The 13,579-nt window shown below is 37.9% G+C and carries 11 protein-coding genes; 10 read left to right on the forward strand and 1 reads right to left on the reverse strand.

Annotated elements, in window-relative coordinates:
• Positions 1-88: 88 nt before the first annotated feature.
• The 8 genes from tig to C1726_RS17815 all read left to right on the forward strand — a co-directional run bounded on the left by tig (position 89) and on the right by C1726_RS17815 (position 10,601).
• Positions 89-1,372, forward strand: coding sequence for a trigger factor (tig, locus tag C1726_RS17780; RefSeq protein ID WP_102274376.1), 1,284 nt, complete (start codon positions 89-91; stop codon positions 1,370-1,372).
• Between the two features lie 437 nt (positions 1,373-1,809).
• Positions 1,810-3,075, forward strand: a complete 1,266-nt coding sequence (gene clpX, locus C1726_RS17785) for an ATP-dependent protease ATP-binding subunit ClpX (RefSeq protein WP_102274377.1) — start codon at positions 1,810-1,812, stop codon at positions 3,073-3,075.
• A gap of 199 nt (positions 3,076-3,274) precedes the next feature.
• On the forward strand, positions 3,275-4,942 hold the full coding sequence (lonB, locus tag C1726_RS17790; RefSeq protein WP_102274378.1) for an ATP-dependent protease LonB: 1,668 nt from the start codon (positions 3,275-3,277) through the stop codon (positions 4,940-4,942).
• A gap of 204 nt (positions 4,943-5,146) precedes the next feature.
• Positions 5,147-7,474, forward strand: coding sequence for an endopeptidase La (gene lon / locus C1726_RS17795; protein WP_102274379.1), 2,328 nt, complete (start codon positions 5,147-5,149; stop codon positions 7,472-7,474).
• A complete protein-coding gene (yihA, locus tag C1726_RS17800) occupies positions 7,471-8,052 on the forward strand; it encodes a ribosome biogenesis GTP-binding protein YihA/YsxC (protein WP_102274380.1) in 582 nt (193 codons plus the stop codon). The genes lon and yihA overlap by 4 nt, the downstream gene beginning before the upstream one ends.
• Before the next feature lie 290 nt (positions 8,053-8,342).
• On the forward strand, positions 8,343-9,119 hold the full coding sequence (locus tag C1726_RS17805) for a transporter substrate-binding domain-containing protein (protein ID WP_235822796.1): 777 nt from the start codon (positions 8,343-8,345) through the stop codon (positions 9,117-9,119).
• An 80-nt stretch (positions 9,120-9,199) separates the two neighbouring features.
• Complete coding sequence (locus C1726_RS17810) at positions 9,200-9,847, forward strand: amino acid ABC transporter permease (protein WP_102274381.1); 648 nt, start codon at positions 9,200-9,202, stop codon at positions 9,845-9,847.
• Positions 9,848-9,863: 16 nt separating this feature from the next.
• Positions 9,864-10,601, forward strand: coding sequence for an amino acid ABC transporter ATP-binding protein (locus C1726_RS17815; protein ID WP_102274382.1), 738 nt, complete (start codon positions 9,864-9,866; stop codon positions 10,599-10,601).
• Between the two features lie 40 nt (positions 10,602-10,641).
• Here C1726_RS17815 and C1726_RS17820 read toward each other — a convergent pair whose 3' ends face one another.
• Complete coding sequence (locus C1726_RS17820; protein WP_102274383.1) at positions 10,642-11,127, reverse strand: LiaI-LiaF-like domain-containing protein; 486 nt, start codon at positions 11,125-11,127, stop codon at positions 10,642-10,644.
• Positions 11,128-11,372: 245 nt separating this feature from the next.
• On the opposite strand from C1726_RS17820, the gene hemA reads away from it, so the two are divergent.
• Both hemA and C1726_RS17830 read left to right on the forward strand, forming a co-directional pair.
• Positions 11,373-12,716 carry a glutamyl-tRNA reductase gene (gene hemA, locus C1726_RS17825; RefSeq protein WP_102274384.1) on the forward strand — a complete coding sequence of 448 codons (1,344 nt, stop codon included), beginning with the start codon at positions 11,373-11,375 and terminating at the stop codon, positions 12,714-12,716.
• Positions 12,717-12,730: 14 nt separating this feature from the next.
• Positions 12,731-13,564 carry a cytochrome C assembly family protein gene (locus tag C1726_RS17830; RefSeq protein WP_102274385.1) on the forward strand — a complete coding sequence of 278 codons (834 nt, stop codon included), beginning with the start codon at positions 12,731-12,733 and terminating at the stop codon, positions 13,562-13,564.
• Positions 13,565-13,579: the final 15 nt, after the last annotated feature.

Below are 13,579 nucleotides of genomic sequence, written 5' to 3' on the forward strand. Positions count from 1 at the left end.
AAAATGTATAATGCTTGTAAAACAAGCTTTATCCATATCCATTTGTTACGTATGAAATGATAATAGATTGTTGGAGGGAATTAATTTTATGTCTGCAAAATTCGAAAAGCTAGAAGGGAACCAAGGAGTTCTTACAATTGAAGTAGATGCAGAAAAGGTAAACGAAGGTTTAGACGCTGCATTTAAAAAAGTAGTTAAACAAGTAAATGTACCAGGTTTCCGTAAAGGAAAAATGCCTCGTGGAATGTTCGAAAAGCGTTTCGGTATTGAATCACTTTACCAAGATGCAGTTGATATTCTTCTTCCAGAAGCATATGCAAATGCAATCGAAGAAACTGGTATTGAGCCAGTTGATCGTCCTGAAATCGATGTAGAGCAAATTGAAAAAGGCAAGAGCTTAATCTTCAAAGCAACTGTAACTGTAAAGCCAGAGGTTAAATTAGGCGACTACAAAGGGCTAGAAGTAGAAAAGTTCGATACTGAAGTAACAGATGAAGATGTTGAAAATGAATTAAAGTCTATGCAAGAAAGACTTGCTGAGCTTGTTGTAAAAGAAGAAGGCAAAGCTGAAAACGGCGATACAGTTGTTATGGACTTTGAAGGTTTTGTTGATGGAGAAGCATTTGAAGGCGGAAAAGCTGAAAATTATTCTCTTGAACTTGGTTCAGGTCAATTTATTCCAGGATTTGAAGAAAAGTTAGTTGGTGTTGCTTCTGGAGAATCAAAAGATGTTGAAGTTACCTTCCCAGAAGAATACCATGCTGCTGAATTAGCAGGAAAGCCTGCAGTATTCAAAGTGACTGTTCATGAAATTAAAACAAAAGAACTTCCTGAATTAAATGATGAATTTGCAAAAGACGCAGATGAAGAAGTTGAAACTTTGGCTGCTCTTAAAGAAAAACTAAAAACACGTCTTGAAGAAAGCAAGAAGCATGAAGCTGAACACTTTGTTCAAGATACTGTAGTGGAAAAAGCTTCTGCAAATGCAGAAATTGATCTTCCATCAGTAATGGTTGATACTGAAATTGACCGTATGATGAACGAATTTGAACAACGCCTGCAAATGCAAGGAATGAATCTTGAGCTTTACTTCCAATTCTCCGGTCAAGAAGAAAGTGCATTACGTGAGCAAATGAAGGAAGATGCTGAAAAGCGTGTTCGCATGAACTTAACGCTTGAAGCAATTGCAAAAGCAGAAAACATCGAAGTAACTGATGAAGAAGTAACTGCAGAGCTTAATAAAATGGCTGAAATGTACAACATGACAGTTGAAAATATCCAAAAAGCTTTAGGCAGCCTTGAAGGCTTAAAAGCAGATCTTCAAGTTAAAAAAGCAGTTGATTTCATTGTAGAAAACAGCAAAACTGTTTAATAAATATTATTAAAGCTAGATAAAACATAATGAACAAGGCGCGAGTAATCGTGCCTTGTTTTGTACAATAGAAAAGAAATAATTATACATACACATACATATGAAGTTTTTGGATAAAATCTATTGACTTAACTTGACCATAATTGGTTAAGCTTATTTAGAATATCTTTTTTTTCAGCTGACTTAAAGCGAATCCGCTATGCAAACAATCCATACATAATCTAATCCAATTATTAAGAGTTTTCATTTCCTGTCCAAAGTGGAAATGTGTTACAATGCAATACATAACAATTGTTGTAAGAGAAGTAAAATTAAATAGGATGGGCACTTGGTTACGCGTTAGCATCCATTTAGTTACAAACGGCTGAATATATTTGTTTGCATATGATTCGCACAAGCTTAATATAATGATTTGAAGTTTTCAAGGGGTGAAGGATTTGTTTAAATTTAATGATGAAAAAGGGCAATTAAAGTGTTCTTTCTGTGGCAAAACACAGGATCAAGTACGAAAGCTTGTTGCCGGACCAGGTGTTTATATATGTGATGAGTGTATAGAACTCTGCACAGAAATTGTAGAAGAAGAGCTAGGCACGGAAGAAGAAGTAGAATTCAAGGATGTGCCAAAGCCGTCAGAAATCAGAGATATTCTTGACGAATATGTCATTGGTCAAGACCAGGCAAAGAAATCATTATCGGTTGCAGTATATAACCATTACAAGCGTATTAACTCTAACAGCAAAATTGATGATGTGGAACTTTCAAAAAGTAATATTGCTATGATTGGACCGACTGGTAGCGGGAAAACATTACTTGCTCAGACGTTAGCACGAATTTTAAATGTCCCTTTTGCTATTGCTGATGCGACTTCTTTAACAGAAGCAGGGTATGTAGGAGAGGATGTTGAAAACATTCTTTTAAAGCTCATCCAATCGGCAGATTATGATGTTGAAAAAGCGGAAAAGGGAATTATTTATATTGATGAAATTGATAAAGTTGCAAGAAAATCTGAAAATCCATCCATTACAAGAGATGTATCTGGGGAAGGTGTGCAGCAAGCCTTATTAAAAATATTAGAGGGAACGGTTGCAAGTGTACCCCCTCAAGGCGGCAGAAAACATCCTCATCAAGAATTTATCCAAATTGATACAACAAATATCTTGTTTATTTGTGGTGGAGCCTTTGATGGGATCGAGCAAATTATTAAACGCCGATTAGGTCAGAAGGTCATTGGTTTTGGATCTGATACGAAACAAAATGAGCTTGATCAAAAGAGCCTGCTTTCAAAAGTTCTGCCTGAAGATTTATTAAGATTTGGGCTAATTCCTGAATTCATTGGTCGTCTTCCGGTTATTTCCAGTCTTACACCGCTAGATGAAGAAGCATTAATTGAAATTTTAACAAAACCAAAAAATGCACTTGTTAAACAATACCAAAAAATGCTGGAACTTGATGATGTTGAGCTTGAATTTGAGGAAGAAGCACTTACTGAAATAGCTAAAAAGGCTATTGAGCGTAAAACAGGTGCTCGCGGTCTGCGCTCTATCATTGAAGGAATTATGCTTGATGTTATGTTTGAGCTTCCTTCACGTGAGGATATTAAGAAGTGCATCATTACGAAAGAAGCGATCACTGATAATGCATCTCCAAAGCTGATTCTTGAAGATGGTACAATTATTGACGAGGAACGAAAAACTTCTGCATAAATAAAAAAGTACGTTAGAAAAGCCAAACCATAAAGGTTTGGCTTTTTGCTGCTTGAATCTGAATATAAAACATTGGAGATGTTCAGCTCCAGTTCCTTTCTTACAGACCAATTTTTTACAACAGATTCTTGTTTATTCCAACTCTGTGAAGGAGATACTAGCATTATCAGCGAGAACTTTTAATGCAGGAGGGAATAGTATGAGTTGGACGGGGATCGCCTTATTTATACAATTGTTTTTTGGAATCGTTATTGGGCTTTATTTTTGGAACTTGTTAAAAAACCAGCGAACTCAAAAGGTTTCAATTGATCGGGAATCAAAAAAAGAAATGGATCAATTAAAAAAGATGAGAGCCATTTCTTTAACAGAGCCTTTGGCTGAAAGGGTACGACCATCTAGTTTTACGGATATTGTTGGTCAGGAAGATGGGATCAAATCATTAAAAGCCGCATTATGCAGTCCGAACCCGCAGCATGTAATTATTTACGGACCACCAGGCGTAGGGAAAACAGCAGCTGCTAGGCTAGTATTAGAAGAAGCGAAGAAAACAGCGAAGTCACCATTTAAACCGTCTTCTGTTTTTATTGAATTAGATGCTACAACTGCTCGCTTTGATGAGCGGGGGATTGCTGATCCTCTTATTGGTTCTGTCCATGATCCTATTTATCAAGGAGCAGGTGCAATGGGTCAGGCAGGTATCCCTCAGCCAAAACAAGGAGCTGTAACAAATGCTCATGGAGGGGTGCTCTTTATTGATGAAATAGGGGAGCTTCACCCGATTCAAATGAATAAATTATTGAAGGTTTTAGAAGATAGGAAAGTGTTTTTTGAAAGTGCCTATTATAATGAAGAAAACACACAGATTCCTAACCATATACATGATATTTTTAAGAATGGCCTTCCAGCTGATTTCAGATTGATTGGTGCAACAACGAGGACTCCCAGTGAAATTCCTCCAGCCATTCGTTCAAGATGTATGGAAGTTTTTTTTAGGGAGTTATTAGAAGATGAAATTATAGAGATTGGAAGAAAAGCTGCTAAAAAGGTCAATCTCACAATTAGTGAAAATGCATTAACAATACTAGCTTCGTATGCAAGGAATGGACGTGAAGCAGTTAATCTTATCCAGATTTCAGCTGGATTAGCAATAACGGAAGATAGAGATTACATAAAGGATGAAGATATTGAGTGGGTAATTCAATCAAGTCAGCTTACCCCTAGAATGGAAAGGAAAATTAATGAGAAATCAGCGGTAGGTCTTGTTAATGGTCTTGCAGTATACGGACCAAATACGGGGGCACTTCTTGAAATTGAAGTGACTGTTATTCCAGCTGCTGAGAAAGGCAGCATAAATATTACTGGAATCGTCGAAGAAGAAAGCATTGGCGGACAGGGGAAATCGATACGGAGAAAAAGCATGGCAAGAGGTTCGATTGAAAATGTAATTACTGTCCTTCGTTCCATGGGCGTTCCTGCAAATGACTATGATATTCATGTGAATTTTCCTGGAGGTGTTCCAATTGATGGACCCTCAGCTGGAATTGCAATGGCAACCGGTATTTACTCTGCCATTTATAATCAGCCAATTGACCATACAGTAGCAATGACAGGAGAAATAAGTATTCATGGGCATGTAAAACCGATTGGCGGCGTATATCCAAAGGTAAAAGCAGCTAAAAAGGCTGGTGCAAAAACAGTCATTATTCCTAAAGAAAACATGCAATCCATTTTAAAAGAAATAACAGGGATAAAGATTGTTCCTGTAACCCATTTGAATGAAGTTTTTGATTTAGCCCTTCTAAAGAATATTTATTTGGAGCAATCGATAACGGCTTCAGTCGAACTGGCCAATAAAGAAAGTATTTAGATGGTGAAAAAACTTCGGCTTGCAATGGATGCGAAAAGCCGAAGTTTTATTTATGCCGTTCTTGGATTTGTCTTTTGCTTGTCGGGGCTAATCAGTCGCCTCCGCATTTCAAATTAGACACTATCTTGTAAATACGATAGAATTGTACAAAGAAATTATAAGCAATTTTATGCTATAAAGATTTGCATTTGGAGGTGCTTTAGTTTGGCGAAAAAGAAAGAAATCATCGTCCCCCTCCTGCCGCTTCGGGGTTTGCTTGTTTATCCAACAATGGTTCTTCATTTAGATGTTGGCCGTGAAAAATCGGTACAGGCACTTGAAAAAGCGATGGTAGATGACCATTTAATTTTCCTAACTACACAAAAAGAAATCTCGATAGATGAACCAGCAGAAGAAGATTTGTATAGAAGAGGCACATTAACACGTGTCAAACAAATGCTTAAACTTCCAAACGGAACAATTCGAGTGTTGGTAGAAGGGCTTCAAAGAGCTGAAATTATTGAGTTTTATGATGAAACAAGTCATTATGCTGTCAGTGTGGAAGTGTTTGAAGAACCAGCTACAAAGGATGTTGAGGATCAGGCATTAATGAGAACGATGCTTGAATATTTTGAGCAATACATAAAGGTTTCTAAGAAAATTTCTGCTGAAACATATTCAGCGGTTGCAGATATTGAAGAGCCAGGAAGAATGGCTGATATTATCGCTTCCCATCTGCCTTTAAAATTAAAGGATAAGCAAGAAATTTTAGAGACAACCAATATAAAAGAGCGAATGAATCAAGTAATTGAAATTATTCATAATGAGAAAGAAGTTCTCCATTTAGAAAAGAAAATTGGCCAGCGGGTTAAAAAGTCAATGGAACGGACGCAAAAGGAATATTATTTGCGTGAACAGATGAAGGCGATTCAAAAAGAACTAGGTGACAAAGAAGGAAAAACGGGTGAAATTGCTAACCTTACAGAAAAAATCGAAAAGGCTGGCATGCCCGAGCATATTCAACTAACAGCATTAAAGGAATTGGATCGTTATGAAAAGATCCCTTCCAGTTCAGCCGAAAGTGCGGTTATCCGCAACTATATTGAATGGCTTGTTGCTTTGCCATGGAGTCATGCAACTGAAGACGATTTAAATATTCATAAAGCAGAACGGATTTTAAACGAGGATCATTATGGACTTGAAAAGGTGAAGGAGCGTGTTCTTGAATATTTGGCTGTTCAGAAGCTAACAAATTCGCTGAAAGGGCCTATCCTTTGTCTTGCTGGACCTCCAGGTGTTGGGAAGACAAGTCTAGCTCGTTCAATCGCAGCTTCTCTAAATCGGAAATTTGTCCGAATATCTTTAGGAGGAGTTCGTGATGAATCTGAAATCCGCGGCCATAGAAGGACTTATGTGGGAGCAATGCCAGGCCGTATTATTCAAGGGATGAAAAAAGCGGGTACAATTAACCCGGTATTCCTCTTGGATGAAATTGACAAAATGTCAAATGATTTCCGTGGCGACCCTTCTTCAGCTATGTTAGAAGTGTTAGATCCTGAACAGAATCATAATTTTAGTGATCATTATATTGAAGAGCCATATGATCTTTCAAAGGTGATGTTTATTGCAACGGCAAATGATTTAGGAACCATTCCAGGTCCTCTTCGTGATCGAATGGAAATTATTACAATAGCCGGCTATACAGAGCTCGAAAAGATTCATATTGCTAAAGACCATCTTTTACCGAAACAAATTAAGGAGCACGGTCTTTCAAAATCGCAGCTTCAGATCAGAGAAGACGGGATTCAAAAAATCGTTCGATATTATACGAGAGAAGCTGGTGTGCGCAGTTTAGAACGGCAACTAGCTACTGTCTGCAGGAAAACGGCAAAAATCTTAGTATCTGGTGAGAAGAAAAAAGTAGTGATAACAGAGAAAAACATTGAAGAGTTCCTAGGGAAAACAAAATTCCGTTATGGGCAGGCAGAATTGGAAGACCAAGTTGGAGTTGCGACTGGCCTTGCTTATACAACGGTTGGCGGAGATACACTTCAAATTGAAGTTTCACTTGCACCAGGAAAAGGCAAGCTTGTTTTAACAGGGAAGCTTGGCGATGTAATGAAAGAATCGGCACAAGCAGCGTTTAGTTATGTCCGATCAAAGGCTAAAGAATTAGGAATTGAAGAAGACTTTCATGAAAAATATGATATTCATATCCATGTCCCTGAAGGAGCAGTACCGAAAGATGGTCCTTCTGCCGGGATTACGATTACGACGGCACTTGTATCTGCACTTTCCGGAAAACCGATCCGAAAAGAGGTAGGAATGACTGGAGAAATTACTTTAAGAGGCCGGGTTCTTCCAATTGGCGGCTTGAAAGAAAAATCATTGAGTGCACACCGGGCGGGGCTAACAAAGATTATCATTCCTAAGGATAATGAGAAGGATATTGATGATATCCCTGAAAGTGTCCGAGAAGATCTTAATTTTGTCCTTGTTTCTCATGTGGATGACGTTCTAAAACATGCATTGAATGGCGGTGAACAAGGATGAAAGTAAATTCGGCAGAAATCGTAATTAGTGCGGTAAAACCAGACCAATACCCTGTTGAAGCTTTACCAGAGTTTGCATTAGCAGGCAGATCGAATGTTGGGAAGTCTTCATTTATTAATAAAATGCTTAATCGGAAAAACTTAGCAAGGACATCATCGAAACCAGGAAAAACACAGACATTAAATTTTTATCTGATAAATGAAATCCTGCATTTTGTCGATGTACCTGGCTATGGCTACGCGAAGGTCTCCAAGAAGGAAAGAGAAGCTTGGGGGAAAATGATCGAAACGTATTTAACAGGCAGGGAGCAGCTCAAGGCTGTTGTTCAAATCGTAGATCTTCGCCACCCGCCATCAAAGGATGATGTAATGATGTATCAATTTTTAAAACACTATGAAATTCCGTGCATCATTATCGCAACAAAGGCAGATAAGATTCCAAAATCAAAATGGCAGAAGCATTTGAAAATCGCTAAAGAAACATTAGAGCTAGACCCAAATGACCACATTATTCTTTTTTCTTCGGAGACAGGTCAAGGTAAAGATCAGGCTTGGGCATTATTACAAACTTATATGTAAGAAAAAGAATTCCATTGCAAATATGCGATGGGATTTTTTTTTGATATGAGATGAAAATATTTTTGTTTCTATGAATGAAACCGCTATTCTTGTCGGAAAAGAAGGAATATAAAGGAGATAGCAGGATAAGGACAGAATAGAAAGCATCTTGGAGGACAGTAAATGAGAAGTAAGAATATGATAGGATACTAGGAATTATCATAAAATATGAATTTTGGGAATATTGTGTACATATGATAAGGTAGGAGAGAATTTAAATTGAAAGAGAAATAGAGGGGGTATTTATACTAGTGAAGCATTTTTGGAAAGGCGCATTCTTGCTATTGCTAATAGTAGTACTAGCTGCATGCGGATCAAAAGAAGTCTCAAATAAGGGCATGAAACTAGTAGATAATGGAAAGTTTACTTATGCATCTTCAGGTGAGTTTAATCCATTCAGTGTGACGAATAAAGATGGAACAATGAGCGGTTTCGATATTGAAGTTGGTGAAGCTGTTGCAAAGGAATTGGGACTGGAACCAGTTCAGCATAAATTTAAGTTTGGCGGAATTGTTGAAGGAGTAAAATCGGGCCGTTTTGATGCTGCGGTTGCAAGTCATACGATTACAGAAGAACGATTGGAAGCTGTTAATTTTTCAATTCCTTATTATTTCTCTGGTCCGCAAATCTATGTTCGACCGGATAGTACAGTGGAAACACTTGATGATTTAAAAGGGCTGGAAGTTGCTGTAGCAAAAGGCACAACATACGCAGCAGATGCAGAAAAAGCAACTGATAATATAAAATTCTATGATAGCGATGTAGTAGCGCTTGAGGCATTAAGCAAAGGGAAGCATGATGCGGTTATTACTGACTTTATCACAGGCAAGGAGGCTATCGGCGCTGGCATGAATATTGTCGGTAAAGAATTGCTTGGCCGAAGTGAACAGGCAATTGCTGTTGCAAAAGAAAATACTGAGCTTCTTGAAAAAATAAATAAAGCGCTTGAAAAGCTCCATGAGAATGGAACGCTAACAGAAATTAGCAAAAAATATATTGGTGAGGATATCACTGTCGTTCCAGAGTAGCAATAAACATGCATGGCGAATGTAGCAGAAATACATTCGTCTTTTTTCATAACTATAACCTAATTTAAAGGAGGAAACCTGTGGACTTATTAACAAAATTCATCGACACATACCCTGTCTTTTTAAAAGGGATGCTTCTCACCTTTGAATTAACAATCGTCTCTATTTTTATTGCCATTTTTATCGGTTTGTTCTTTGCCTTTTTAAAAATATCTAATATAAAAATACTAGAATGGATTGCTGATTTATACATCTTCTTAGTTCGTGGGACCCCGCTTGTTGTCCAGATCTTTATCTTCTACTTTGGATTAACCGCTTTTAATATTTCCGATTTTCTGGCTGTTGTTCTAGGACTAGCCTTTCATAATGGGGCCTATATTGCGGAGATTTTCCGTGGGGCTATTCAATCGATTGATCATGGCCAAATGGAGGCAGGCCGTTCACTTGGAATGACAATGGGCTTAACGATGAGAAGAATTATTTTGCCGCAAGCAAGCCGCAGAGCACTTCCGCCACTAGGAAATCAATTCATTATTGCCTTAAAGGACTCCTCGCTCGCCTCGTTTATAGGGATGTACGAACTCTTTAATGTTGCAACTACACATGGGTCTCTTAAATATGACTATATGAGCTACTTGCTTATTGTTGCTGTCTACTATCTAGTTCTCGTTCTATTCTTCTCCATTATCGTAAGAATGATTGAGAAAAAAATGTCTAGCAGCGATTAAAGGAGGAAGAATGAGTATGATTAAATCCATTATGATCAATATAGAGAAGCTAAATAAATCCTTTGGTGATTTGCACGTTTTAAAGGATATCGATATGACGGTTAAGCAAAGTGAAGTTGTTTGCTTAATTGGTGCAAGCGGATCTGGAAAAAGCACACTTCTCCGCTGCATCAATTTTTTAGAAATAAAAGATAGCGGGCTTGTGATGATTGGCGGAGAAAAAATTGAAAAGGAAACCCATGATCTTAATGAAGTTAGAGCAAAAGTTGGGATGGTATTTCAGCACTTTAATTTATTTCCGCATAAAACTGTACTGGAAAATGTGATGGAGGCACCTATTTATGTGAAAAAGCGTCAGAAGGAGGAAGTGAAAGAGGAGGCAAAGGCATTATTAAGGAAAGTTGGTCTTTCGGATAAAGAGAGTGTATATCCTTCAAAACTTTCCGGGGGACAAAAGCAGCGTGTAGCAATAGCGAGGGCCCTTGCCATGAAACCGGAAATTATGCTATTTGATGAACCAACCTCTGCGCTTGATCCAGAATTAGTAGGAGAAGTCCTTGCAACAATGAAGGAATTAGCCGAGGAGGGAATGACAATGGTTGTCGTTACTCATGAAATGGGCTTTGCCAGAGAAGTGGCAGACTGGGCTGTATATATGCATGAGGGGCGTATTGTTGAGGTCGGACACCCAAATGAACTATTTTCAAGCCCAAAGGAAGAACGAACAAAAAACTTTTTAGATTCTGTATTGTAACTGATAAAGACAGGGAAAAATATATATCCCTGTCTCTTTTCTATTTCTTCTTGATAAAGAGGAAATAGCCGCCAATAAGAATAAGGATGACAGGCCAAAATTTCCAAACGTTTGATACTCCGTTTTCTAATAAGCCTAGCCAGACAATGACACGATCATAAAAGAGAAGCAAAATAGATAATAATAAGAAGAGAAGCCCTTGAAATAATCCTGATCCAGTCTTTTGTTGCTGCAGCAATAATCCAAGAGCCAGGATTAAAATAAAGACGCCAATATGATCCGGCCATAATTCCAGCCGATTGACCACATGAAAATGCAAACCAAACCCAGTAAGAATAACTCCAGGAAGGATCGCATAGTATTCTTTTGCACCATAGCCTTGAAACAAAAAAGCGACACCAATAATAATTAATAAGGAAGGCCATGTGAAATAAGGCTGCAAAACAGGTATATTGGATTGCTCAAGATAAAAGTAGGCACCAAAGCCAATTAGTATTATTCCAGGAAAAAAACGCTGATTTTTCATCGTTACACCGCTTCCAATAAGGTTCACTTGAATCTGCTATGTTTTTTTGTTACTGTACATATGGGAGGATTTTGTCGAATGATAGAAAGTGGATAGAGTACTGGATTCTCTTCATCATGCACTCTTATTTTATTTTACCATATGAATTCACTATCTGTTCACATTTTACCATTAGATAAAAGGATAGAAATGTTACAATTATAGTAGTATTTTTGTGCAATTTAATTGGGGGGGTCAATTGAAACATGCATATTTTAGTTGTCGGTATAAATTATAAAACAGCCCCTGTCGAAATTCGTGAGCGTTTGACATTTAACCCGTCTCAGCTTGCAGATGCTATGAACAAATTAAAGAACAAGAAGAGCATCTTAGAGAACGTTATTTTGTCAACATGTAATCGGACTGAGATCTATGCAGTTGTTGATCAGCTTCATACAGGCCGATATTATATTAAAGAATTTTTGTCAGAGTGGTTTGAAATAGAGAAGGAAGAGTTTTCACCATATTTATTTATATATGAGCAGGACGGTGCAATGGAGCATTTATTCAGTGTTTCCTGCGGGTTAAATTCCATGATTCTTGGGGAAACCCAAATTTTAGGACAGGTTCGTTCAAGCTTCTTGCAAGCACAGGAAGAGAATACGACTGGAACCGTGTTCAATCATCTGTTTAAGCAAGCCATCACGCTTGCAAAACGGGCCCATTCTGAAACGGAAATCGGTGCAAATGCTGTTTCTGTAAGTTATGCAGCAGTTGAGTTAGCGAAGAAAATTTTCGGTTCTTTAGAAAATAAGCATGTCCTCATTTTAGGTGCAGGTAAAATGGGTGAGCTCGCAATTCAAAACCTTCATGCAAACGGTGCAAGCAAGGTTACGGTTATCAATCGCACATTTGAAAAGGCGCAGGACCTAGCAAACCGCTATGAAGGACAAGCAAAAACATTGAAAGAGCTTCAATGCGCATTACTAGAGGCTGATATTCTTATTAGCTCGACAGGTGCAAAAGATTTTGTTGTTTCGAAATGCATGATGCTTCAGGTTGAAAAACTGCGGAAAGGCAAACCGTTATTCATGGTTGATATTGCTGTTCCACGTGATTTAGATCCTAAGCTTGCTGAATTGGATAGCGTGTTTCTATATGATATTGATGACCTTGAGGGAATCGTAGAAGCGAATCTGCAAGAACGCAAGAAAGAAGCCGAAAAGATTCAGCTTATGATTGAAGCAGAAATTATTGAGTTTAAACAATGGCTGAATTTGCTTGGAGTCGTTCCTGTTATATCTGCTTTACGTGAAAAAGCACTGGCAATTCAAGCTGAAACGATGACAAGCATTGAAAGAAAAATGCCGAATTTAACTGATCGAGATAAAAAGGTGTTAAATAAACATACGAAGAGTATTATTAATCAATTATTGAAAGATCCAATTTTACAGGCTAAAGAAATGGCCGGCCAAAAAGATGCAGACAAGGCATTGGATCTATTCGTGAAAATTTTTAATATAGGAGAACTTGTTAATGAGCGGCAGGAAGTAAGTGCTGACCTGCAGCACTCGGCTGCTCAATCGCCACAGGCTTCCTTTCAATCATAAAAGGAGTACTGTCCATGCTTGATATTTATATGACACGGCTGCATGAGTTTACAGTCGTTCTTTATGCCTTATGTGTCTTATTATATTTTGTTGATTTTCTGACGTCTAACCGGAAGGCAAACCGAATTGCCTTCTGGTTACTTGCATTTGTATGGGGTTTACAAACGATATTCCTTATTTTGTATATGTTGAAGACGGGGAGATTTCCTGTCTTAACGATATTTGAAGGGCTTTATTTTTATGCTTGGGTGCTGATCACCTTATCCTTGGTCATTAATCGCTTGCTGCGAGTGGATTTTATCGTTTTTTTTACAAATGTGCTTGGGTTTATGATCATGGCCATCCATACATTCGCACCCATACAATATGAATCCCATGTAATGGCACAGCAGCTGATTTCTGAATTGCTGCTAATACATATTACTGTGGCCATTCTTTCTTATGGGGCCTTTTCGATTTCATTTGTGTTTTCAGTGTTATATTTGATTCAGTATGACCTTTTAAAAAGGAAAAAGTGGGGGACCCGTCTTAAACGGCTTGCGGACCTCTCAAAGCTTGATAAAATGTCTTTCGTGTTAAATCTTATTGGGGTTCCGATGCTGATTATAAGTCTAATTCTTGGCACAACTTGGGCATACATAAAGGTTCCTGATATGATTTGGTACGATTCTAAGGTAATTGGCTCGTTCATCGTACTCGTGATCTACAGCATTTATTTATATTTAAAGGTTGGCAAAGGACTGACAGGAAATAAGCTTGCTTTATGGAATCTTGCATCCTTTCTCGTCGTTCTAATTAATTTCTTCTTATTTGGAAAACTTTCATCTTTCCATTTCTGGTATTCATAATCGCTTTAAAATTAG

Source organism: Cytobacillus massiliigabonensis (assembly GCF_900199725.1).
Taxonomy (GTDB): Bacteria; Bacillota; Bacilli; order Bacillales; family Cytobacillaceae; genus Cytobacillus; species Cytobacillus massiliigabonensis.

Excerpts from the sequence above, each read along its gene's own strand:
- yihA (WP_102274380.1), top strand. The coding sequence starts at position 7,471 with ATGAAAGTAAATTCGGCAGAAATCGTAATTAGTGCGGTAAAACCAGAC.
- hemA (WP_102274384.1), top strand. The coding sequence starts at position 11,373 with ATGCATATTTTAGTTGTCGGTATAAATTATAAAACAGCCCCTGTCGAA.
- lonB (WP_102274378.1), top strand. The coding sequence starts at position 3,275 with ATGAGTTGGACGGGGATCGCCTTATTTATACAATTGTTTTTTGGAATC.
- C1726_RS17820 (WP_102274383.1), bottom strand. The coding sequence starts at position 11,127 with ATGAAAAATCAGCGTTTTTTTCCTGGAATAATACTAATTGGCTTTGGT.
- C1726_RS17815 (WP_102274382.1), top strand. The coding sequence starts at position 9,864 with ATGATTAAATCCATTATGATCAATATAGAGAAGCTAAATAAATCCTTT.
- C1726_RS17830 (WP_102274385.1), top strand. The coding sequence starts at position 12,731 with ATGCTTGATATTTATATGACACGGCTGCATGAGTTTACAGTCGTTCTT.
- tig (WP_102274376.1), top strand. The coding sequence starts at position 89 with ATGTCTGCAAAATTCGAAAAGCTAGAAGGGAACCAAGGAGTTCTTACA.